Source organism: Stenotrophomonas sp. FW305-C-20-S1 (assembly GCF_058783335.1).
Genome location: NZ_JBYTEK010000019.1, coordinates 61733 through 84696 on the forward strand (window position 1 = coordinate 61733; position 22964 = coordinate 84696).

The window sequence follows — 22964 nt, forward strand, 5'->3', positions numbered from 1 at the left end:
AATCTGCAAAGTGGCCCATGCCGCGCGTACTCACCATCGAGGACGACCTTGTCACCGCGGAGGAAATCGCCACCGAGCTGCGCAGCCACGGCTTCGAGGTGGACCTGGCCAGCGACGGCAGCAGTGGCCTGGCTCTGGCACGTTCAGGCGACTACGCGGTGATCACCCTGGACCGCATGCTGCCCGGCATCGACGGGCTGGCCCTGGTCACCACGCTGCGCCATGAAGGCATCGCCACGCCGGTGTTGATGATCAGTGCGCTGTCGGACGTGGATGAACGCGTGCGCGGCCTGCGCGCAGGTGGCGACGACTACCTGACCAAGCCGTTCGCCTCCGATGAAATGGCCGCCCGCGTGGAAGTGCTGATCCGGCGCCAGGGCCAGGCCGCTGCCAGCGACAAGGTGCTGCGCGCTGGCGACCTGGAACTGGACCTGATGAGCCGCTCGGTACGCCGTGGCGGCCAGGAGATCAACCTGCTGCCGACCGAGTTCAAGCTGCTGGAATTCCTGGTTCGCAATGCCGGCCAGGTGGTCACCCGCACCATGTTGTTCCAGGAAGTCTGGGGCTACCACTTCGATCCGGGCACCAACCTGATCGACGTGCATATCGGCCGGGTGCGCAAACGCATCGAACAACCCGGCCGGCCGCAGCCGATCTTGACCGTACGTGGAACCGGTTATGTCTTCGACGCGCAGTCCTGACCATTGGCGCTCATCCAGCAGCCGCCTGCTGGGCCTGTACTGCATCCTGTTCGTGGCCTGGTCCAGCCTGCTGCTGGGCGTGATGTACTGGCGCATCTCGGACTATCTGAACGACCTGACCGAATCGGGCCTGCAGCAGCGCGCCCATCTGTTCATGAGTTTCGACGGCCCAGCGCTGGATGACGCGCTGCGCGACAGCCAGCGCTTCGACCTGCACCAGGTGTATACGTACGGGCTGTTCGACAAGGCCGGCGTGGCGATGGCGGGCCCGCTGACGGCCATCCCCGAAGGACTGCCGCTGGATGGCAACTCGCATCAGGTAGCGGGTTGGACGCTGGTCGATGGCCGCCACGAGAGCGGTGGCAGCGCGCTCGGCGTGGTGACCCGGGATGGCCGGACACTGGTGTTCGTGCGCCAGAACGGCAAGCTGATGGCGGTCAACAGCATCATCCTCGATGCACTGCTGTGGGGCGTGTCACTGACCGTCATCCCCGGGCTGGTGGGCTGGCATCTGCTGCGCCGGCGCCCATTGAAGCGGATCCAGCAGATCGAAGCGGCCACCAACCGCATCATTGCCGGCGACCTCGGGCAACGCCTGCCGGTATCCAACCGACGCGATGAGATCGATCGGCTGTCGAGCATCGTCAATGCCATGCTGGAACGCATCGAACAGCTGATGACCGAGGTCAAAGGCGTGTGCGACAGCATCGCGCATGACCTGCGCACACCGCTCACGCGCCTGCGTGCACACCTCTACCGCATGCGCGTGGGCCTGGACGAGCACGACCCGCATGCGGGCCCGCTGGACAAGGCGCTGGCGGAGACCGACATGCTGATGGCGCGCTTCGCCGCCCTGCTGCGCGTGTCCGAGCTGGAAAGCCACCAGCGCCGTTCGGCCTTCGACGAGGTCGGCATCGCCGACCTGCTGCAGGAGCTGCACCAGTTCTACCTGCCGTTGGCCGAAGAGAAGCAACAGGATCTGCAGCTGCAGGTGGCGCCGCAGATCGGCATGCTGCGCGGCGACCGCGAACTGCTGTTCGAAGCGGTGGCCAACCTGCTGTCCAACGCCCTGCAGTTCACGCCTGCGCACGGGCGCATCCTGCTGCGCGCGGTGGACGACCACGGCGCGCCCCGGATCGATGTGATCGACAACGGGCCGGGCATCCCGCCGCAGGACCGCACCTTGATCTACCAGCGCTTCTTCCGCGGCAGCAGCAGCGCCGGGCAAGGGCCCGGCTTTGGCTTGGGGCTGTCGATCGTGGCCGCCATTGCCGGGCTGCACGGCTTCCGTGTCCGCGCCGGCAGCGCGCCCGGCGGCGGTGCCTGGATGAGCATCCGGGGCGCCGCAGACGTCCTGCCCTGAAGCCGGACTCATCACCGGCAAGTGCATTTAGGAATCATTTGTATTTGGAAGCGGGCATCCGGATAATCCGCCGTCACCGCCCTTCCCGGATTCCCCACGATGCCCGCCCTGCCGTCGCGCCGCCCGCTGCTGTACGCGCTGTTCCTGCCCACCCTGCTGGCGTCGGCCATCGCCCAGGCCCAGGACGGCACTGCGGCCCGGACCCTGGACAAGGTGACCGTGGTGGCCGAGCGCGCCAGCACCGCGACCAAGACCGACACCGCCCTGACCGAGACGCCGCAGGCGATCAGCGTGGTCACCCAGCAGCTGTTCACCGATCGCGGCGCACACAACCTGCAGGAAGTGCTGCGCTACAGCGCCGGTGTCACCGCTGACGCCTGGGGCCTGGACACCCGCAATGACGCCAGTTCGGTACGCGGCCTGGACCCGGTGCAGTACCAGGATGGCCTGCGCCGCAGCTACGGCTTCAGCCCGCTGGCACGCCCGGAGGTATACGGCCTGGAACGGGTGGAAGTGCTGCGCGGCCCGTCATCGGTGCTGTACGGAGCGGGCGCCACCGGCGGCATCATCAACGCGATGAGCAAGCGCCCGACCTTCGGCGCCGCCAGCGGTGAGTTCGGCCTGCAGCTGGGCAGCTTCGATCGACGGCAGCTGCAGGGCGACATCGGCGGTGCGCTGAATGACGACGCCACGATTGCCGGGCGTTTGGTCGGTCTGGTCCGCGAATCGAACATGCAGACCGATGTCCTCAAGGACGACCGCGTGTATCTGGCACCCTCGATCAGCTGGCGCGGTGAACGCAGTACGTTGACCCTGCTGGCCAGCTACCAGCACGACAAGACCGGCTCCAGCCAGCAGTTCCTGCCGCTGGCCGCCACCCTGCACGCAGCGCCCGGTCGCCGCCTGGATCCGACCACCTTCATCGGCGATGCCGGTTTCGACCGCATCGATTCGCGCGTGTACAGCCTGACCGCCCTGTTCGATCATCGCTTCAACGATGCGGTCAGCCTGCGCTCGGCGGTGCGCTACATCGACGGCAAGACCACCCTGCAGCAGTTGTATGTGGACAGCTACAGCAACCCGGAAAACCCCTTCATCGATGCCGACCGGCGCGTGGTCAACCGCACCGCCTACGGCACGCAGCCGGACATCCAGGTGATCAGCGCCGACAACGCGGTGCAGTTCGACTTCGCCACGGGCGCCTTCCAGCACCTGCTGCTGGCCGGCGTGGACTACAGCCAGTACAAGGAGCAGCTGCAGCGGCTGGATGCCACCGGCACGCCCATCGACGTCTACGCACCGGTATCGACCGCCCCGACGGTACGTGGCTGGGAGCGCCAGCCGGACCAGGAGTCTTCCCAGCTGGGCGTATATGTGCAGGACCAGATCCGCTGGGCTGATCGCGTGTCGCTGGTGCTGGGTGCGCGTCGCGACCATGCTCGTTCGAAGACCGAAGGCCAGCCCAGCCAGACCGACGATGCCACTACCTACCGTGCCGGACTGATCGGCGACGTCGGCGGCGGCGTATCGCCGTACCTGAGCTACAGCGAATCGTTCCTGCCGGTGTCCGGCCAGGATCTGTTCGGCAATGCCTTCAAGCCGATGCGCGGACGCCAGGCCGAAGGTGGCATCAAGTGGCAACCGGCCCGCAACATGCTGTTGACCCTGGCCGCCTACCGCATCACCGAGACCAACCGCCAGACCAACGATCCGGACAACGTTCTGAACGTCGTCCAGACCGGCCAGATCCGTTCCAAGGGCGTGGAGCTGGAGGGCCAGTTCCAGTTCGCCAACGACCTTACGGTCACTGCGGCTTACGCGCGCAACGAAGCCGAAGTCAGCCGCAGCAACTTCGCACTGGAAGTGGGCGAACGCCTGAACGACACCCCGCAGGACCTGGCCTCGGCCTGGGTGTCCAAGGGCTTCCAGCTGGATGACGCCGCACGAATGAAACTCGGCCTGGGTGTCCGCCATGTCGGCAACACGGTGTCGCTGGGCAACGGCGGCCGCGTCATCACCCCCAGCTACACCCTGGCCGATGCGCTGGTGGAAGTGCAGGTGACCAACTGGACCTGGGCCTTGAACATCACCAACCTCACCGACAAGCGTTACTACGCGCCGTGCCGCACCTTCGGCGATTGTTTCGCCGGCTACCCGCGCGTGGTCACCGGCACCATCAGCTATCGGTTCTGAGCACGGCAACGGCCGGCGACCGCCGCAGCAGCACATGCAGCAGCAGGGAGCTGCCGGCGGTCAGCGCCGACAACACGTGCAGCAGCTGCGCCAGCGCTTCGCCGCTGGCGCGCTGCAACTGCAGCGACGTTGACCCAGGCAGCAGCGGCTGGGCCGAATGCAGCGCACCGGTAGCCAGATAAACCGCGGCCTTGCCCACTGCCGGAGCGGATGCGCCCGGCAGGCGTTGACCGATGAGCGTCGCCAGCAATGCAGTCACCGCAGCAAGTGCGATGCCCTCGCCCGCTACCCGCACCGTGCCGAAGATTCCCGCCGCCATGCCCGCGCGTTGCACCGGCACTACGCTGACCGACAACCCGTCCATCAAGCCCCATGGCAATGCGGTGCCTGTACCGATCAGCACCAGCAGCGGGATCCATTGCGCCGGCAATGGATGTGCCGCCTGCCGCGACAGCAGATACAGCCCCAGCGCGCAGAGCAGCAACCCAGCCACACACAGGCGCGTGCTTCCCAGCCGGACGGCCCAGCGCGCAGCCAGCAGTGGCAGCACCAGCATCGGCGCGGACAGCGCCAGCATCTGCACGCCAACGGTGGCGACGCTCTGGCCATGCACGCCCAGCAACTGCAACGGCAGGACCACCAGCAGCACCACGTAGCCGAAGCAGGTTGCCACCGGCAGCAGCTGCACACCGACGAATGCCCGCTGTGCGAACAGCGAAAGATCGAGCAACGGCGCCGGCTGCCTGCGCTCGATCAGCACGAACGATGCCGCCAGCAACACGGTCGCCAGCAATGCCCATCGCACCCGCGCTGCGTACAGGCCGAATTCGCCCAGCCACAACAGCGCCAATGTCAGCATGCTCAGTGTCAGGCTGAAAGCCAGCATGCCCGATACGTCCAGCTGCGCAGCCTGCCCGCGGCTCTCCGGCAGCACGCGGGCTGCCAGCGTGCACGCCAGCAGAGCCAGTACACCTCCGGCGGCAAACACGCTTCGCCAGCCCAGCGCCTCAAGCAGTACGCCTGCAAGTAGTGGCCCCAGCGCCAGGCCGGCACCGAAGGTCGTGCCCAGCAGGGCAAACACGCGCGTGCGGGCCTGGCCGTGCCACGCCTGCGCCAACGCGGCGCTGCCCGACGCCAATGCCGCCGCAGCGCCCACTCCTTGCAACCCGCGCGCCAGGTCCAGCCAGAACAGATCCGGCGCAAGGCAGACGAACATCGTCGCCAATGCGAAGCCGCCGCTGCCCAGCAGGAACAGGCGGCGCCGCCCATAGCGGTCTGCCAGCCCACCTGCCGCCAACAGCAGGCTGCCGAATCCGAGCATGAAGGCGTTGGTCACCCAAGCCAGCGAAGCGGGCGAACTGGCCAACTGGATGGCCAACACCGGCACCGCGACAGCGCCGGCCGAGAACGACAATGGCAACGCGAGCGCGGCCAGACACACCGACAACAGGGCCCAGCGCCGTTGCGCGGAGTGGGAATCGGTCAGAAAACGGGCCATCGCGGCCTCCTGCAAACGGGGCCATTGATGATGAACACGCCGCGATCCGGGAAAAACAGGCCCGCAGGCGTTTGATTACAGCCAGATGTTCCGCAATCATTCCGCCATGGACTCCATTTCCGCACTGCTGGCCTTCGTCCGCACCGCCGAGGCCGGCAGCATTGTCGGTGCCGCCCGGGTGCTGGGCCTGTCCGCTTCCGCAGTGGGCAAGCGGATCGCCCGCCTGGAGCAGGACCTGGGTACGCGACTGTTCCACCGCACCACGCGCCGCATGCACCTCACCGACGAAGGCGACCTGCTGCTGCAGCGCTGCCGCCGGGCATTGGATGAACTATCCGAGGCCCAGGCTGATCTTGCGCAACGCCAATTCGCTCCGCGCGGCCTGCTGCGGATTGGCCTGCCCACCATCGGCTACCGTTTTCTGCTGCCGGTGCTACCCGGCTTCCAGCAGCGCTACCCGCAGGTGCAGTTGGAACTTGATTTCAATGACCGCCTCGTGGATGTAGTCAGCGAAGGGCTGGATGCGGTGATACGCAGCGGTGAACTGGCCGATTCCAGCCTGATGTCGCGTCGCCTCGGCAGCTTCCACTTCGTGCTGTGCGCAGCGCCGGTGTACCTGCGAACACACGGCTGGCCACAGTCGCTGCCGGAACTGCGTTCACTGCAGGCGGTGCGTTTCCGCTTCCCGACCACCGGCACGCTGCAGCCCTGGAGCCTGCCCGGCGTGAATGGCGATGCCGGCGCTGCTTTGGCTACGGCAATGACCTGCAACAACATGGAAGCGCTGCTGGCCGCGGCGATCGGTGCCATGGGCGTGGCCTGGATGCCTGATTTCCTGGCGGCCGAAGCACTGGCCGATGGCCGGCTGCAGCAGGTGCTGCCGATGCTGGAACGGCAGCACGGACAATTCTCACTGCTGTGGCCGGGCAATCGCCACCCCAGCGCGCGCTTGCGGGTGTTCATCGATTACACGGCCGAACATCTGTTCGCCCGTCCCCGCTGAGCAGACAGATGCACCGCCCGCCGCCGCTCCCCATGCACGACGCGCATTGCCACCCCCGAGGCAAGCGCCATCAGCGCACTCGTGGCTGACCACGAACAGGCGGCGGGCGATGCGGGTTGGCGTACCGGACAACTCTGGGACTGACCGGCGGATCATTGTGATCCCCACACATCGCCCACCACGGACAGCGGGTCACGAGATCCGCAGGCGCCATCCGTGCGCCTGCCGATCACGTGCCAGAGTTGATTGTGGGACGCCAATCCCAGCCGGCCGATGATGGCCGACGGGGGCATGCTGATTGCTGTCGCCGGGGCGGTATGTAGGGGTTGTCCGCGCCCGCGCCTCAGGCTTGCCGCAGGTGCGATTTCCAACGGCAGAACTGCAGGACGAGTCACACTCCGCAGGCATGCACGACGCCGATCAGCGTCGCACCACTGCACGCAGCACAGATGCTCAGCTGGCAATCACGACACTACCGGTTGCGCTGCCATCGCCAGGAAATTCTGCAGCACCGGCGCAGGCGATTCCGGGCGCATGCAGAACTGCAACTCGAACGCAGCGTTGCCGCCATCCAGTGGTCGATAGACGATTTCTTCGGGACGGAACCCGGCCATGCTGGCCGGCACGATCGCCACGCCCGCTTCCACGGCCACCAGCGACAGCACTGCGTGCATGCCCTGCGCTTCCTGCACGACCCGTGGCGTGAAGCCGGCAGCAGTACACAGGCCCAGCACCTGCGCGTGGAAGCCGATGCCTTCGGCCGACGGCCATGAAACGAACGGCTCGTCCACCAGCGCGGCGACATCCAGCCGTGGCCGTGCGGCCAACCGATGCGCGCGCGGCAGGGCAATGGCCAGTCGATCATGGTCGAACGCCTGCAGATGCAGTTCTGCGGAAATGATCGGCGGAATCAGGATGCCCAGGTCGATGCGTCCCTCGCGCAGCCACTGTTGCTGCTGCCGCGAGGTGGCTTCGTGCAGATGCAGCTGCACCTGCGCAAAAGCATGGCGGAACTGGCGGATCAGTGCCGGCAGTCGCCCATAGAGTGCGCTGCCGACGTAGCCGACACGCAGGCTGCCGGTCTGCCCTGCCGCCGCTTCCCGCGTGCGCTGCAGCGCCTGTTCGGCGTGCTGCAGGGTTGCACGCGCCTCCACCAGCAGCGTCTGCCCCGCTGCGGTCAGGCCCAGCGTGCGGTTGCCGCGTACGATCAGCCCGGTACCCACCTCGTCTTCCAGGCGCCGCATCGCCGCCGTCAATGGCGGCTGCGACATGTGCAGGCGTGCAGCAGCGCGATGGAAGTGCAGTTCTTCGGCCACCGCCACGAACTGGCGGAGCAGGCGCAGATCGATCATTTCATCGCAGGCAGGTGGAGACCTGCCTAGGGTACGCGTTCAACCGCGCGCATCGACACTCGGCCGTGCAATGACCGGCCACTGCAGGGCCACCGATTCGATGCTGTCCGCTGCCACCGCACGCAGGTCGCGCGGATAGGCCACGTGTTCGGCTTCCTGCAATCGCAATGCATGGAACTGGCCGTTGCTGGCCCGCAGGGTCCAGCCACCCTGCCGGCACCGCGTAGAGGCAAGGAAGGCGACCCCGGGTGCCACCGCCTCTGGATGCAGTTCATCCGGTTCCCCGTCGATGCCCCACATGCGGGTCTTGGCCACCGGCGACACCGCGTTGACGACGATGCCGTGCTCGGCACCTTCCAGGGCCAGCACATTGACCAGCCCCTGCGCAGCCAGCTTGGCCATCGCGTAGCCGCACAGGCCGCGCTGCGCATACTGCGGGTACAGCGCGCGATCGGAGGTGGTCAGCACGATGCGGCCGCCGCCGGCAGCACGCATCGCAGGCCATGCCGCCTGTGCCAGCCACAGCGGTGTCTTCGCCGCCAGGCACAGCATCTGCTCCAGCGCATCGTCTTCCACCACTTCAATACCGGCGTAGGCCACCCAGCCGGCGTTGTGGATGATGAAGTCCAGGCGACCATGGCGCTGCAGGATGTCCTGCACGAGCGCGTGGCAACCACTGCGCTGGTTGATGGGGCCGCTGGCGGCTTCGACCGGCAGGCCCTGGGCATGCAGTGCTGCCACCGCCTGGACGATGCGCTGCGGATCGGTACCCGTGCCGTCCGTCGCGGCGCCCACGTCATGCATCACCACGTGCGCGCCACGCTGGGCCAGCAGGCGGCTGTAGGCCAGGCCGAGGCCACCGGCGGCACCGGTTACCAGGCCCACCTGGCCTTCGAACGAGATACTGGAATTGGGTTTCATCGGCACAGCTTCAACCAGGCGCGCCGGCCCCGGCCAATACTGTTGGCGGCACGCCACGATACGCCGACGCTATCGCGCGTCATCGACTGAAGCGGCGGGCACCGGCCACGCAGATCACCGCTGCCACGGTCACCAGCAACATGCCGGCGCTGACGGTCTCGTGCAGCAGCAGCGCCGCCAGCGCCAGGCCGAAGAACGGCTGCAGCAGCTGCAGCTGGCCGACCGCAGCGATACCGCCCTGGGCCAGGCCGCGATACCAGAACAGGAAACCGACCAGCATGCTGAACACCGCCACGTACCCCAGCGCCCACCAGGCCGACGCGGCGACCGCCGTGAACGAGGACGGGCGCATCGCCACCATCAGCGGCAGCATCACCGGCAATGCCAGCAGCAGTGCCCAGCTGATTACCTGCCAGCCACCCAGATGCCGGGCCAGGCGGCCGCCCTCGGCATAGCCAAGTCCGCACACCACGATCGCTGCCAGCATCAACAGGTCGGCCTGCAGTGAGGCTTCGATGCCGTTGCGCGCGGCGTAGCCGACCACACAGGCGCTGCCCAGCAGCGAGAACACCCAGAATGCCGGGCGTGGCCGGTCACCGCCGCGCAGGACGCCGAATACCGCCGTGCTCAGCGGCAACAGGCCCAGGAACACGATGGTATGTGCCGAGGAGGCGTGGCGCAGGGCAAGCGCGGTCAGCAACGGGAAGCCCACCACCACGCCCAGGCTGACCAGCACCAGACCGGGCAGATCGCTTCTGACCGGGCGCGGCTGGCGCAATGCCAGCAGCAGCACCAGCCCCAGCAACGCGGCGATGCTGGCGCGTGCGGCGGTGACGAAGCTGGCGTCCAGCTCCATCACTGCCAGGCGGGTGGCCGGCAACGAGCCGGCGAAGATGACCACACCGATGAAGCCATTGATCCACCCGCTTGCCGACCGTTCCACACCCTGCTCCAGAAATGCCGGGCAATGGCCGGCCGTGCCCGTCATTGGGCCATCGGGCACGGGCGATACACAGCTACAATCCAGTACAGTCACAAGTAACTGTACTGCCCACAATCCCCTTACAGTCACGCGCATGTCCCGACCGCCCAGCCGCATCGACAGCGTCATCCACGCCGTCCGCTCCCGCATCAGTTCGCGCCTGGATGGCCCGGGCAGCCGCCTGCCCTCGGTGCGCGCGCAGGCCACGGCGATGGGCGTTTCCGTGTCCACCGTGGTCGAGGCCTACGAACGCTTGGCCGCCGAAGGCGTGATCGCCGCGCGCGCCGGCTCCGGCTTCTACGTGGCTGGCCCGGCGGCACCACTGGCGCTGGCGGAAATGGAACCGCGGCTGGATCGCGCGGTGGACCCGCTGTGGGTATCACGGCAATCGCTGGAAACCCCGCCGGGACACCTCAAGCCTGGCTGCGGCTGGATGCCCAGCGACTGGCTGTACCACGATGGCCTGCGCCGCGGCCTGCGCCGCATGGCCCGCGCCGACTCCGCGCAGCTGGTGGACTATGCAGGACCGCTGGGCCTGCCGGCATTGCGGCAGACACTGCAGCGACGCGCTGCCACGCTGGGCATAGACGCGTCGATGGAGCAGTTGCTGCTGGCCGAATCGGGGACGCACGCGGTCGACCTGATCTGCCGCTTCCTGCTGAAGCCCGGTGACTGCGTGCTGGTCGACGACCCGAGCTATTTCAATTACCACGCGATGTTGAAGGCCCATCAGGTGCAGGCCATCGGCATACCGTACACGCACACTGGGCCGGACCTGCAGGTGTTTGCCAGCGCGCTGCAGGAACACGCGCCACGCCTGTACATCACCAACGCCGGGCTGCACAACCCGACCGGCGCGGTGCTGTCGGCGACCACGGCACACCGCCTGCTGGGCCTGGCCGAACACAGCGAACTGATTATCATCGAAGATGACATCTTCGCCGACTTCGAGCTGCGCCCGGCGCCGCGGCTGGCGGCGCTGGATGGATTGTCGCGGGTGATCCATGTCGGCAGTTTCTCAAAGACCATTTCCGCGGCATCGCGCTGCGGCTACATCGCCGCGCGCCCGGACTGGATCGAGGCACTGACCGATCTGAAGCTGGCCACCAGCTTCGGCGGTGGGCACCTGGCCGCGCACCTGATGCAGATCGCACTGACCGACAGTGGCTACCGCCGCCACATGCAGGCGGTGCGCACGCGCCTGGCCGATGCGCGCAAGCACACGCTGCGGCAGGTGCAGAAGCTGGGCATCACGCCATGGCTGCAACCCGATGCAGGGCTGTTCCTGTGGTGCCGGCTGCCCGATGGTCGTGATGCATCGGCGGTGGCCAGGCAGTGCCTGCGCGAAGGCGTGGTGGTCGCGCCGGGCAATGCCTTCAGCCAGTCGCAGCGGGCTGCCGACTACGTGCGCTTCAATGTGTCGCAGTGCCAGGACCCGAAGATCTGGCAGGTGCTTGGGAAGGCGTTGCAGCAGCACAGCTGAAGCATCCGAGTGCGTTATCCTGCCAGCCATCCAGGCAAGGAGCGCCCGCATGCGTCGATGGATTGGCATCACCTTGGTCTGCGGGCTGGCCAGTGGTTGCGTCACGTTCGGGCCACCCGACGGCTCGCTGCAGATCGCTGGCTATGCGCCCACGGATGGCAACTGCCAACTGCAGATCACCGCGCCGGGGGCGTCCAACACGGATGCCGAGCCGGTACAGGGCTATTTTCAACGGCACTTGATGGTTCATTCCAGCAGGCCCGGTCGCGTCGCCCTGCTTTGCAATGGAAGGCTGCAGGCCGAACGCAGCTTCCGCTATGGCCGCGACGTGGGGTTCGGCGGGGTTCTGCCGCTTCTTGTTTTCGAACGCAGCGCGCTGGATCTGGGCGGCAGCACGCCGGTCGTACGCATGCGCGCCTTCCAGTCCGACTTCCTGGAATGGAACAAGGCCTCGCTTGCACGGCTGGCAGAGCATGGCCCATCGCGCGGCCAGGCATTGGCCGATGCGTCGTACGCGAAGCTGGTGGAGCACTATGCCCTGCCGGGCACCTCTCGCACTGTCATGCGCCGGCCCAGCGTCGAGTCAGCGCATGATCCGGAAATGGAACAGGTCCTGGCCGTGCAGATCCTCGGCGACGCAGCGTCCATACGTACCGCGCAACAGCGCCGCTCCAGCGTCCGCATCCATGAGTACCGGCTGCAGCGCGTACACGATGACTGGCGATTGACCGGCCTGTATCACCTGGAAGCAGACGGGATGAAGCCCGCGCTCTGAAAACCCCGGGCTCAATGGGCGAGGTAGGTCTCTGCCGGGATGTCCAGAAGCTCCGGACCCGAAAGCGCGGCGCCCTGCAGATCGGCGCCGGTATTCAAGGCGTTGTCGATCGCATTGAGCGACGAACTGCGCTGGCAGATCGCCCGGAACGCGGCGCGTGGCCCTTCGTGGTACATGACCAGGGCGCGCTGGAGACCGGCAGCGAATACAGGCTCACGGTCGAGCGGTAGTTCATGCAGCTCGCCTTGTGCGTCGGAGGCGGTGAATGTACCCGGCAGCTGCACGCCCAGTTCCATATGACCGATCAGGGCCATGGCGAAGGCTTCAGGCAACCACACCAGCAGGCGGCGCATCTGCCAGTGTTCGCTGCCGAGCGCGAGCAGCGCCCGCTCGGCCTGCTCCTCATCCACGCCCTCCCGTCCCAGCATTGTCAGCGCCAGTTCAAAGGCTTCCGCCGATGGCATCGCGGGGCTGCGAGGGTCCATTCCCGATCTCTTCAATGCATGCAGGCGCAGACCTTAAGCAAAGGCGGGCCACTGTGCAATCGACACTTGCCGAGCACGGTAAAGTGGATGTTCGCCATTGCCGCAGGAGTCTTTCCGATGTCCTTCTCCGATCCCCACGCCGTGGCCCGCTACGCGGAGGGCCCGCTGCGGCAGGTACCCGGTTTCCTCGGACTGCAGCAGATGAGCCACCTGCTGCTGGCCGAACACGTACCCGATGATGGCCAGGTGCTGGTGCTCGGCGCAGGCGGCGGTCTGGAACTCAAGGCCTTCGCAGAAGCGCACCCGCAATGGCGGATGCTCGGCGTCGATCCTGCCGCGCCAATGCTCGCGCTGGCCGAACAGACCCTGGGGCCGTTGATGGCCCAGGTGACGCTGCTGGAAGGCTACATCGACGATGCCCCGCGCACCGTCTTCGACGGCGCCACCTGCCTGCTGACCCTGCACTTCCTCACCGTTGAACAGCGCCAGCACACCCTGCGCGAACTGCGGCAACGGCTGCGCGCAGGGGCGCCGTTGGTGGTGGCGCACCACAGCGTGCCGCAGGACGCGGCCGGCAAGCGTCGCTGGCTGCAGCGCTACGCCGCGTTCGCCGAGGCTTCCGGCATTCCACGTGCCGATACACAGCGCGCGATCGAGGCGATTGCCGAGCGCCTGCCGCTGCTCTCACCCGAACAGGAAGTGGCGCTGCTGCAGGAGGCCGGCTTCGAGAGCGTGGAACTGTTCTACGCCGGCTTCAGCTTCAAGGGCTGGGTGGCACATGCGCCGGCCACACCGGCATAGCGCCGCGACGCACGCTCATGGCACCACGGTGATGCCGATCCGCTGCATCAGCAGCGCGACCTGCTGCACATCCAGCGTGGCGCCACGCAGGTTGGTGCTGCGCAGGTCCAGTTCGCCCAGTTCGGAGTTGGTCAGGTCGCAATCGGTGAAGTTGGCGGAATTCCAGTCGACGCCATCGAACTGGCCGCCGGACAGGTCCGACCCTGCAAAACTGGCGCCGCTCACGTTGGCGCCGTCCCAGCGGTTTTCCCACAGCTCGCACTTCTCCAGCGTCACCCGCGAGAAGTTGGCATAGCGCAGGTTGCTCTTCTTGATGAAGGCACTGCAGAACCAGCTGCGCGTGGTGATCTGGTTCATGAAACTGGCGTTGCTGAAATCGGCACCCTGTGCGCGGCATTCGCTGATTTCCAGCCCCAGCGCCTTGATGAAGTTGAAGTTGCACATGCTGATGTCGCACTGGCGGAAGCTGGCTTCCTTCAACGTGGCACCACTGAAACGGCACCCGGTGCGCGTGTCGGCATCGTAGAAAACGCAGTTCACGAACTCGGTGGCGGTGAGGTCAGCGCCGGAGAAGTCGCATTCGAGGAACTGCTGGTCGACCACCTTCTGGCCGGTGAACTGATCGGCGCCGATGCGCAGCTTGTGGTGAACAGTGGAGGACATGCAGGGTTCCGTGGCGGGTGCCTTGCCATGATGCCGCGCTGGAAAGGCGATGGGCAGCACCAACTCGCGCGCGATTCACCAGCGCTGCAGCCGCAGTGTGTACAGGCGTCCCTACGAGCCGCCACCAACGCCAGATACTGCACATTAACGCACAGACAACCTGGTAGAGCGCATCGGCCGGCAGAGGGCGATCGTGACCGGTGCGCTGCTGGCCTGCGCCGGCGTGCTGGTGCTCACCCTGGTCACGCCATGGCAGGTGTCGTTGGTCGGCTCTGTGCTGGCCGGCCTGGGCTGCGCCACCATCGCACCGGCGCTGTTCTCGCTGGCTGGCAGCCAGAACCGGATGCCGCGGGCGATCGCCATCACCGCCGTGTCCACCCTCGGCTTTGCCGGCATTCTTGCCGGCCCGGCGCTGATCGGTTTCGCCGCCAATCACTTCGGCCTCATCGCCGCCTTTGTCGGTGTGGCGATGGCGCTGTTGCTGGTGGCGGTGTCGACGCGCTGGCTGCGGGCGTGATGCGCATGGCGGCGCTTGTGCCGGAGTGTCATGCGCAACCGCCGGTAGCCGATGACGGTTGCCGTTGCACATAACGCGGTGCCTGCCAGGCTGAGCAGCAGCAGCACGACCAGCCGCGCACTGTGCTGCCGCAGCATTGCCGGCAAGTCCCAGCTGTGCAGGAAGGAGAACAGCCAGCGACCTGCGCGCTCGCGCTTGCCCAGCGTCAACAGCGGATCGCCGGTGGCCAGGTCGACATAGACGCGGGTTGCCTCAGCGTCATCGAAATCAGCCATCGCCACCGGAAAGCGACGTACCGCGGCGCCGTTCATCGCCTCTGCAGCGCGTGGGTAGAAGTAGGCATCGGGCGCCTGCAGAATGGTGAATCCGCGCAGCCGCGCCTCGGACATCGCCGCGACCCTGCCCCGCAACCATTCTGCACCGAACGCAGTGGACACCTGCAGTGCGCCGCCCCGCTCTCTGACCACGCGCGAATCGGCGTTGCCATCCAGCACCACCGCGAAAAGTTCACCACCGATGCGTCGCCACTGGATCTCGACCGGCACGAACCGCGGCGTGTGCACTGCAGCCAATAGCGCAGCCGGCTGCGCAATGACACCTGCATCCACCGGCACCACGCCCTGATAGCGCGCAACGTCAAGCGAGGCACGAGAGCTGCTGAACACTCCCAGCGGATTCATCGACATCAATCCACTGAAGATCCAGGTGAACACGAATGCACTCGCCATCAAGCCGATCAGGTGATGCCAGCGCATCCACGGCTCCTGGTACGGCGTCTTCGACCCCGACCGGTACTGTCCGCGAAACCGCCAGCGCCAGATGCCGACCACGACCCCGCTGATCGCGGCCACGGTGCACAGCGCCGACAGCACGATCACCGTCCAGGTCCATACCGGGTCCTCCGACTGCATGCGCAGGAAGTACAGCCAGTGCAACCACGCACCCACATAGTTCCAGCGCTGCTGCAGACGCGGCGCATCCAGCACGACTTCGCCGGTACGCGAGGACACATAGACATCACCGGGCTGTGCGCCGCCGACGCCGACGCGATACAGCGGTCGATGCGGATCCAGCGCGCGCGAATGCGTCCAGCGATCTTCGTCCAGCGGCATGGCGCCAACGAAGGCAGGGCCGCCGGCGAACTGCGCGGCGGAAACCTCGGCCAACTGCGCCGATACCGGCGGCAATGCCTGTCCGGTATGCGCCGACCACGCGCCCACGTTCGCGCCGGAGCGCACCACGTAGGCGGGCTCGCCACGCAGCGTCGTCAACACGACCCGCTCAGGCGCCTGTCGAACGGCTTCCGGCAACACGGAAAGTGCCTGCCAGCCGCGCGCGTCGACCAATGCGGGCAGCGGGGCCAACCGCTCCGCTGGCGTCAGCTTCGGGTAGCCGACGAACAGCATCACCATGCCGCTGACGAACCACAGCAACATCAGCAGGCACCCGCCGATGCCCAGCCAGCGATGCGTCAGGTAGGTCCAGCGTTTGGCGGTGGATCGCAACGACATGGCCTGCGTCCTCAGAAGCGATGGTCGAGGCTGAACTCGACGCGCCGGTCTGCGCCCAGCAGCCACTGCGTGCTGGTGTAGTACGCCGTGGCGTAGTACGCCTTGTCGAACACGTTGAACACGCGCGCGGTCAGCCGTGTGCGCGGCGCGGCCTGCCAGGTCAGGGCCAGGTCGGTGGTGGCGTAACCCGGAAGCTGCAGCGTGTTGGCGTTGTCGGCATAGCGCCTGCCCACGTAACGCACGCCACTGGCCACGCTCCAGTCGGGCTGGAACTGCCAGCTCAACCAGACGTTGGCCAGGCGCTCGGCCACGTTCGGCGGCACGTTGCCATCACGCGAGACGATCACCGCCGGCGTGCCGGTGGCTTCCAGGAAATCCTCGAACCCGGCCTTGAGCACGGTCGCGTTGGCATCCAGCGACCACTGTGGAGCGAAGTTCCAGTTCAACGAAGCTTCGATTCCCTTTGAGGTCTGTGCCCCCACCTGCACCCGCCGGTCGGGCTGCAACGGGTCACGGCTCAGCAGGCCGGTCTTGCGGATGCGATAGGCCGCCAGCGTCCACTCGCCTCCGTCGAAGGCCTGCTTCATGCCAACCTCGATCTGCTTGCCCTTGGCCAGATCGAACGCGCCGTTGGCCGGGCTGATCATCAACAGCCCACTGACCGGGTCGGCCGCCTGCGAGTACTGCGCATAGAGGGTCAATGTTGGTTGCAGCGCGAAGACCGTGCCCGCGCGCCAGCCGGTGCTGTTGTAGGTCCCGGAGAACGCACGCTGGCCGCTGACCAGGTCATTGCGGTCGATCGTGGCGCGATCGTGGCGCAAGCCCGCGAGCACCGACCAGCGCTCGCTCAGTTCCAGCCGGTCTTCCACGAACAACGCGACCTGTTCGGCGCTGTTGCGGTAGCGCGGCAGGTTGGGGGCATCGCTGCTGAACCCACCGGGCACCGGGTTGAAAGGATCCACCGGCCCCGAGCTGCCCGCATAGGTGTTGTTGGTGTGCTTGAAATGCGCACGGTTGGCATCGAAACCGACGGCGAAACTGTTCGGCAGCCCACCCGCATTGCCCAGCAGGCGCAGCGTGGAAGTCAGTCCGGTCTGGTCCTGGTTGTGGGTGATCTGGGTGTTGCCGGAACGGTCGATCAGGCCGGTGCGCCCGTTGTAGACATAGGCCTCGGCATTGCGCCAGTCACGCTGGCTGTCGATCTGGTAGACGCGCGCGCGCCATTCCACGGTGTCGTTCGGCGTCCAAGCCGCATCGAGCTGGGTCCAGCGGTCGCGGAAACGGATCACGCTGTCGGCCACGTTGTAGTTCTCGTGGCGCAGCGCGTCCAGCTGCCGCCCATCGATCAATGGCGTACCGAAGTAGCGCATCGGCTTCTGGTAGCCCTGCGCATGGGTCAGCGTGAACTGCAGGTTCGTCCGTGGCTGCCATAGCAGCGCAGCAGAGAACGTGGCATCGCCGTTCTGGCCGCGATCGACCCACCCGCTGCTGTAGTTGCCGCTGACATCCACGCGGTAGGCCAACACGGGCGTAAGTGCGCCACCGCTGCCGAAGCCCAGGCGCGCAGTGTCCTCACTGCCCAGGGTTACGCTGACCTCGTTCTCGATGGCGCCGCGCGAAGGCTTCTTCGGCACGATGTTGACCACGCCGCCGATGGCGCCATCGCCGTGGATGACCGAGGCCGGCCCGCGCAGCACCTCGATGCGCTCGATCGACCAGGTATCGAACGGAAAGGTGATGCCCACACCACCGTACTGGCGCAGGCCGTCGTACAGGCGCATCACCGAGGCGCCATCGGTGAAACCACGGCTGGACAGCGCACTCAGGCCGTTGCCGGGATGGGGCATGGCACTGATCGCGCCAGCGCGGATGATCGCGTCGTTGAGATTGGAATCGCCACGCTGCTCCAGCTGCTCGCGTGAAATCACCGTCAGGCTGGCCGGCGTCTGCAGCACGCTCAGGCCCAGCGCCGAGCCGGTGCTGGCGGTGGAGGACAGCGGACCGCTGCGGGTATCGACCACGCGGACGGTATCCAGGGTGGTCGGTGGTGCCGCGTCGGCAGCAAGGGCGGGCATGGTGTGCAGGAGGGACATACACAGCGCAGGCAGCGCGGCCCTGCACAGACGCGCAGGGTTGAGGATTGTTTTCATTTGTTCACGGCATGCAAGACCGCCCCGCACTGCGAGGCAGCAGAAAGAAAGGCGCACGCGGTAGTGCCAGGCCACGCCTGGCAACCCGGGAAAATCAATCAGCGCGTGCGCAAAGCGCTCAGACGGCCAGCAGCACCGGTGGCCCGCGCGCACCCAACGTGCCGCAGATCCGCTGTGGCAACGTCTGCACCGAACCGCGCAGCGCGCGGCACACCGGTGCCAGCAGAATCATCAACAGCAGCGCCGCCACCAACAGCGTGATCAGTCGTGCGGCAATCAGGCAGTAATCGCAGTCCACGCCCATCTCGTGGTCGGCGTGTGGATCGGCCGGCGGCTTCGGTGTCGCTTCGCCATGCTGCATCGCCATCGCGTGATGGTCGTGATGCCCTTCCATCGCGTGCTGGGTGTGTGCGGCGTGGTCCATGGCCGCCACCGGTGCGGCAGACGCAACAACGTGCCCATGTACCAGCCAGCGGCTCACCAGAGGCGCGAGCAGCACCAACAGCATGGCAAGCCATGCCAGGGTCTGGAACCGGCGGTGGAGAACGGAGCGGCGCACCCAGCCATTCTACGAGCCCGGGGCCAACCTTGGACCACGTTCAGGGTTTGGCCCCTGCGACACGGTGACGCAGGGTTCTGGCACCGCCCACATCACGGATTCCCCAGTAGATCCACGCCATGCGTGGATGCTCTTCGCGCATCAACTCACGTACTGCGCCACCCCATTACCGAACGACCAGTTCTCCCGCTTCACTTCCACCAGGTTGATGAACACATCCTCGCGGCGAATACCCACCGCCGCGTGCAGTCCATCGGCAATACCGGCATACAGCGCCTTCTTCTGCTCCAGCGTGCGCCCTTCGTTCCAGGTGATCTGGATGCAGATGAAATCATCGGTGCGGGCGATGCCCAGGTAACCCGGGTCGTACACCAGCGTGCCGGCGTCGTGCTCCTGGAAGATCTGGAAGCGATCGTTTTCCGGCACGCCGACGGCGCGCATGGCCTGGTAGATCGCTTCGCCGACACGCTGGCGATACTCGACGGATTTACCTTTGCGAAGATCGATACGGGCGAGCGGCATGGTGGCACTCCAGGGATGGGAGGGGGATGCGGCAATGGGCCGAGATTACGCCCGCCGAGGGCGGCGGGACAGCGCATGGATGGAACCCTCTGCTTCCATCGATGGCATGCGCCGCGCGGAGTGACGTGATCGCCACGTTCGTCCATGCAGGGTGACGCCAGGCGCAGGGTCAGCGCGGTCGGTGGATGACGCCATCAGTGATGCGCTGCACGGCGTGCGGGTGCTGTCCCGCACAGATCGGGGAACACGCGGTACGCCCGGGTGCTGTTGCGAAATTTCCTTACAGACCAGTGTGATTGTTCAACTCGATGATCGCCGGGCCGAGGCAGGTTGCCTTGGCCGGGATTGGCGTCTCGAAAAAGCAAACCGAACGGATGGGTTGCGCAGCAGTGCGTAGCCGCAAGAATGCACCAACTGCCCTCAATGGCGGGCGGTGCGTGGGGATCACTCGATCCGCCGGGTGATTTCTCACTCCGTTGTGTTTGCCCCGGCACGCCAACCCGCACCGTCCGCCACCTTCTCTTTGGAAGGTGGCCTATGCCAGTGAGGGTTCCACCATGACCAACAACACCGTCCTCATTCCGCGCCTGCACGCTCTGATCGGCGAAATGGCCAGCGACGTTCCCAAAGACCTCGCACGCGAGATCGAGTGCGCACTGAAGGAGCAGCAGTTCCCTCCCGCGCAGCCGATGTTCTTCACCTTCCTGGATGCGATCCGCAGGGGAGATGGCGAAGACGGCCAGCCGTGCACCACGCAGATGCTCAACGCACAGACCCTCGCCTCCCTCGGCCGTTCACTGTCCGCACTGACCGCTGTGCTCGATCTTCTGCACGCGGCAGAGCGCGCACGCGTGGACGGAAATACCGACGAGCAGATCGGCGATTTCCATCGAAATGGTCTGCTGCTGGCCGCGCGCCAGATCGCGCATGCCGCGCAGACTGGTCTGGGCGATGCGATCACAGCGGTGGTAAACAAGCCCGGGTAAATCGCAGGCAACAAAAAATTCGTAGCGTGCAGCGCTACGAAGGAGGCGATTTATGGGCGAATCCGGTAGCGCTGAACGCTACACAGATAACTACTACCAAGCGGTGTGTTGTTTCGCGCACACCGCGCCACTGCTGTTAACGCTCCCTGCGTTATCGCACCGCCAGAAATGGCGACGCGGTTGCACTGCGGGATCGACCCGCGTTGTCACGGGTGACAAACGGTGCAACGGGCGCAGGGCTGCAGGGGGCGCACCCGATGCACCACGTTCACCAGCGCACCAGGTTCACCGCCGCCGTACGCCGCCTGGCCCGGACTGCACGGGCCACGACGGACGCGATGCACGACTTGGTGAAGCAGCTTCGCGGCATTCGGTCAGAAACAGCCTATGCACTAGCTGCTCGGGACGCGCGCTGCCGTCAAAGTCATCGAGTAGCAGCAAGCGGCTACTACAACCTGCTGCTGGCTCCAGCGGAACGGAGGGACAAGTGAGCGGTCAGGAACCACGCGCTGCCCACGGCAGCAGTCTTCCGGCTTCGATCACAGAAGTGCGCGAGCGCTTGGAGGCGACAGGTCACTACGTGATAATTGACGGGCGCGTCACAGAACAGACGCCAGCTGCACTGATCCATTGCCCTGTCAGCCGCTTGAGGCGCTGGCGGCTTGAGGGCAAGGGGCCTCGCTACTTCCAGCCCGCCAAAACGCCATGGTATTACCTTGGCGACGTACTGGCGTGGATCGAATCCGGCGACAGTTTGCGCTGAGAGCGCTAATCAGCTACGCACCCAGCATGCATGGGGACCCACCTCTGCTCTAGGATACGTCCAACAACACAGCCCTAGAGCCGCCGGGAAACGCCATGTCACTTCTCCGAGATATCCAACAGGCCGCAGTCGACTCTTCGATTCCACTCTCAGACTTGCTACGAAAGTGCACCCTGTTGGCAGCGCGGCTGCAGAATGACGAACTGAGATCTTGGGTTGCAAGGGAACTCAACGGCTACGAATCCGCCGACGAACTTCCCCCCTATCGAGTTGCAACAGTAATCTCAAAGGGCCATTTCTCCGGACCTTTTCAGTCGGGGCTGAGAAACGCAAACATCCCCTTGTCCTGCTTGCCAGGCGAGTTCCAAGAGATGCTCAGCCACATCCACATTCAGAATGGAATCGCGGCGCTTGAGAGTCTCGTCAAGAACTCAGATGGAGGGACTCTACGTGAGCCCTGGAATCCCGACCTAGTGGCACACTTCGGCAAGAGTATCTATAACGGAATGAACTGCATGGAGGCGTGGAAGGTCATCCCTGTCTCAGGAATTGTCGGCGTTCTAGATACAGTCCGTACGAAGGTTCTAAATTTCGCTATAGACATAGAGGCGGCAGCCCCAGAAGCGGGGGAAGCGCCGCCCAACGTTGAACCCATCGCACAGGACAGACTTCAGCAGATCTTCCATACGAACATCTACGGAACTGTACAGAACGTCGCAAACGGTAGCCCAGGAACGACCCAGACAGCGACGTCGGTACACAATGAGTCCGCCCTGTTCACAGATCTTGTGAAAGCAATTTCGACCTCTGCGGCCGATCAAGACACCATCCGGCGTCTTACTGAGGCAGTTGAGGAAATGCGCTTGGCTGGGAACAAGAAGAGCTTCCACGAGGCATACGTTAGGTTTGTCTCGACCGTATCAGATCACATGCAGATCATAGGAACCGCGGTTGCCCCCTTCCTACCGCAGCTCGCTGCACTTGCGAGCTAGAGCATTTGCAACGGCGCTCTTGATAGGGTCGCAGCCGCGTGCCGAACGTCGCAATTTGTTCTGCGCGGCCGTTACATGCTAATCGACGCCCAGCTGCATAAGCACTGTAAGTCAGTGAGAGAGGCGCCGCCCTCGGCGGTGTTCGAAGTACGCAATGGCCGCAAGCGTGCTACCTGCGGTAGGAAGCGCATCCGACGCCATTGAGCAGGCCCAGGGCAAGCACGGCCTTAATCCTGTCACTGAGACAAAGGGGCGACGCAGGACTGCGCCGCCCCTGCATTAACTACTCAACCCATTGTTGAGTTGACTTGTCCCAAATCAACGCGCCAGCTGCAATCGAGCTCACTAGCCTGGCCCCGTGGATGCAATCGCTTCGGTTCTTGTAACCCTCGCCGCTATCGGCAATGAGTTTGCTGTTCTGCGCGTAGAGCTGCCAGCGGAACTCACCGGCCTTGTCCTTGTAGATCACGAACTGCTGAGGATGTCCCGTCATGCCGTTCTCCTTTGACCGGAATGGTCGGGGCGAATATATGTGACAGCTATCACACCTTGCCATGGACAACCCTGTGGATAACATGTTGAAAAATTGCGAACGGGGGCCCCTGCCGTTATCCACAGCCACCGGGGGGAATTCGGACCCCGGTAAAGGACAGTATTTCGGCCTCTAGGGTGGGGGGGGGGGGGGGGGGGGGGGGGGGGGGGGGGGGGGGGGGGGGGGGGGGGGGGGGGGGGGGGGGGGGGGGG

The 22964-nt window shown here is 65.7% G+C and carries 20 protein-coding genes and 1 pseudogene; 10 read left to right on the top strand and 11 right to left on the bottom strand.

What is annotated here, in order from left to right; translation table 11 throughout:
• The first annotated feature begins 17 nt into the window (after positions 1-17).
• The 3 genes from AC3WTC_RS12155 to AC3WTC_RS12165 all read left to right on the top strand — a co-directional run bounded on the left by AC3WTC_RS12155 (position 18) and on the right by AC3WTC_RS12165 (position 4257).
• Positions 18-701: a response regulator transcription factor gene (locus AC3WTC_RS12155; RefSeq protein ID WP_025874050.1), complete on the top strand. Its 684-nt coding sequence runs from the start codon at positions 18-20 to the stop codon at positions 699-701.
• Positions 679-2064 (top strand): sensor histidine kinase, encoded by a 1386-nt coding sequence (locus AC3WTC_RS12160; RefSeq protein WP_492711503.1) that lies wholly within the window; start codon positions 679-681, stop codon positions 2062-2064. Before AC3WTC_RS12155 ends, AC3WTC_RS12160 begins: the two co-directional genes overlap by 23 nt.
• Before the next feature lie 99 nt (positions 2065-2163).
• Complete coding sequence (locus AC3WTC_RS12165) at positions 2164-4257, top strand: TonB-dependent siderophore receptor (RefSeq protein WP_492711505.1); 2094 nt, start codon at positions 2164-2166, stop codon at positions 4255-4257.
• On the opposite strand, the gene AC3WTC_RS12170 is transcribed toward AC3WTC_RS12165, so the two are convergent.
• Positions 4241-5755 (bottom strand): MFS transporter, encoded by a 1515-nt coding sequence (locus tag AC3WTC_RS12170; RefSeq protein WP_154879517.1) that lies wholly within the window; start codon positions 5753-5755, stop codon positions 4241-4243. The genes AC3WTC_RS12165 and AC3WTC_RS12170 overlap by 17 nt on opposite strands.
• Before the next feature lie 106 nt (positions 5756-5861).
• Here AC3WTC_RS12170 and AC3WTC_RS12175 point away from each other — a divergent pair, with 106 nt between their 5' ends.
• Positions 5862-6758 (top strand): LysR substrate-binding domain-containing protein, encoded by an 897-nt coding sequence (locus tag AC3WTC_RS12175; protein ID WP_059063312.1) that lies wholly within the window; start codon positions 5862-5864, stop codon positions 6756-6758.
• 464 nt (positions 6759-7222) lie between these two features.
• On the opposite strand, the gene AC3WTC_RS12180 is transcribed toward AC3WTC_RS12175, so the two are convergent.
• The 3 genes from AC3WTC_RS12180 to AC3WTC_RS12190 form a co-directional block, all read right to left on the bottom strand.
• Positions 7223-8110, bottom strand: a complete 888-nt coding sequence (locus tag AC3WTC_RS12180) for a LysR family transcriptional regulator (protein ID WP_032977321.1) — start codon at positions 8108-8110, stop codon at positions 7223-7225.
• A gap of 39 nt (positions 8111-8149) precedes the next feature.
• Complete coding sequence (locus tag AC3WTC_RS12185; protein WP_478031574.1) at positions 8150-9031, bottom strand: SDR family NAD(P)-dependent oxidoreductase; 882 nt, start codon at positions 9029-9031, stop codon at positions 8150-8152.
• 79 nt (positions 9032-9110) lie between these two features.
• Positions 9111-9974, bottom strand: a complete 864-nt coding sequence (locus AC3WTC_RS12190; protein ID WP_025874055.1) for a DMT family transporter — start codon at positions 9972-9974, stop codon at positions 9111-9113.
• Between the two features lie 133 nt (positions 9975-10107).
• Between AC3WTC_RS12190 and AC3WTC_RS12195 the strand changes: the two genes are divergently transcribed.
• Both AC3WTC_RS12195 and AC3WTC_RS12200 read left to right on the top strand, forming a co-directional pair.
• Positions 10108-11496 carry an aminotransferase-like domain-containing protein gene (locus tag AC3WTC_RS12195; protein WP_080150829.1) on the top strand — a complete coding sequence of 463 codons (1389 nt, stop codon included), beginning with the start codon at positions 10108-10110 and terminating at the stop codon, positions 11494-11496.
• Between the two features lie 49 nt (positions 11497-11545).
• Positions 11546-12271, top strand: a complete 726-nt coding sequence (locus AC3WTC_RS12200) for a hypothetical protein (protein WP_080150827.1) — start codon at positions 11546-11548, stop codon at positions 12269-12271.
• An 11-nt stretch (positions 12272-12282) separates the two neighbouring features.
• Here AC3WTC_RS12200 and AC3WTC_RS12205 read toward each other — a convergent pair whose 3' ends face one another.
• The gene (locus tag AC3WTC_RS12205) at positions 12283-12756 is read right to left on the bottom strand and encodes a hypothetical protein (protein WP_132825776.1); all 474 of its coding nucleotides are present in this window, start codon (positions 12754-12756) and stop codon (positions 12283-12285) included.
• Positions 12757-12873: 117 nt separating this feature from the next.
• On the opposite strand from AC3WTC_RS12205, the gene AC3WTC_RS12210 reads away from it, so the two are divergent.
• Positions 12874-13557, top strand: a complete 684-nt coding sequence (locus AC3WTC_RS12210) for a class I SAM-dependent methyltransferase (RefSeq protein WP_080150824.1) — start codon at positions 12874-12876, stop codon at positions 13555-13557.
• A gap of 15 nt (positions 13558-13572) precedes the next feature.
• Here AC3WTC_RS12210 and smqnr read toward each other — a convergent pair whose 3' ends face one another.
• Positions 13573-14220 carry a SmQnr family pentapeptide repeat protein gene (smqnr, locus tag AC3WTC_RS12215; RefSeq protein ID WP_033830499.1) on the bottom strand — a complete coding sequence of 216 codons (648 nt, stop codon included), beginning with the start codon at positions 14218-14220 and terminating at the stop codon, positions 13573-13575.
• Positions 14221-14374: 154 nt separating this feature from the next.
• Here smqnr and AC3WTC_RS12220 point away from each other — a divergent pair.
• Positions 14375-14737, top strand: a pseudogene (locus tag AC3WTC_RS12220) (MFS transporter); the annotation flags it as partial.
• Here AC3WTC_RS12220 and AC3WTC_RS12225 read toward each other — a convergent pair.
• From AC3WTC_RS12225 to AC3WTC_RS12240, 4 genes are all read right to left on the bottom strand, one after another.
• Positions 14653-16248: a PepSY-associated TM helix domain-containing protein gene (locus tag AC3WTC_RS12225; protein ID WP_080150822.1), complete on the bottom strand. Its 1596-nt coding sequence runs from the start codon at positions 16246-16248 to the stop codon at positions 14653-14655. The pseudogene AC3WTC_RS12220 and the gene AC3WTC_RS12225 overlap by 85 nt on opposite strands.
• Before the next feature lie 11 nt (positions 16249-16259).
• Positions 16260-18398: a TonB-dependent receptor gene (locus tag AC3WTC_RS12230; RefSeq protein WP_492711506.1), complete on the bottom strand. Its 2139-nt coding sequence runs from the start codon at positions 18396-18398 to the stop codon at positions 16260-16262.
• Between the two features lie 118 nt (positions 18399-18516).
• Complete coding sequence (locus AC3WTC_RS12235; protein ID WP_080150819.1) at positions 18517-18906, bottom strand: DUF2946 family protein; 390 nt, start codon at positions 18904-18906, stop codon at positions 18517-18519.
• 192 nt (positions 18907-19098) lie between these two features.
• Positions 19099-19479 (bottom strand): tautomerase family protein, encoded by a 381-nt coding sequence (locus AC3WTC_RS12240; protein WP_080150818.1) that lies wholly within the window; start codon positions 19477-19479, stop codon positions 19099-19101.
• A 557-nt stretch (positions 19480-20036) separates the two neighbouring features.
• Here AC3WTC_RS12240 and AC3WTC_RS12245 point away from each other — a divergent pair.
• A complete protein-coding gene (locus tag AC3WTC_RS12245; protein WP_080150844.1) occupies positions 20037-20465 on the top strand; it encodes a hypothetical protein in 429 nt (142 codons plus the stop codon).
• 858 nt (positions 20466-21323) lie between these two features.
• Complete coding sequence (locus tag AC3WTC_RS12250) at positions 21324-22220, top strand: AbiTii domain-containing protein (protein WP_139785010.1); 897 nt, start codon at positions 21324-21326, stop codon at positions 22218-22220.
• 283 nt (positions 22221-22503) lie between these two features.
• On the opposite strand, the gene AC3WTC_RS12255 is transcribed toward AC3WTC_RS12250, so the two are convergent.
• Positions 22504-22713, bottom strand: a complete 210-nt coding sequence (locus tag AC3WTC_RS12255; protein ID WP_080150815.1) for a YegP family protein — start codon at positions 22711-22713, stop codon at positions 22504-22506.
• Between the last annotated feature and the right edge of the window lie 251 nt (positions 22714-22964).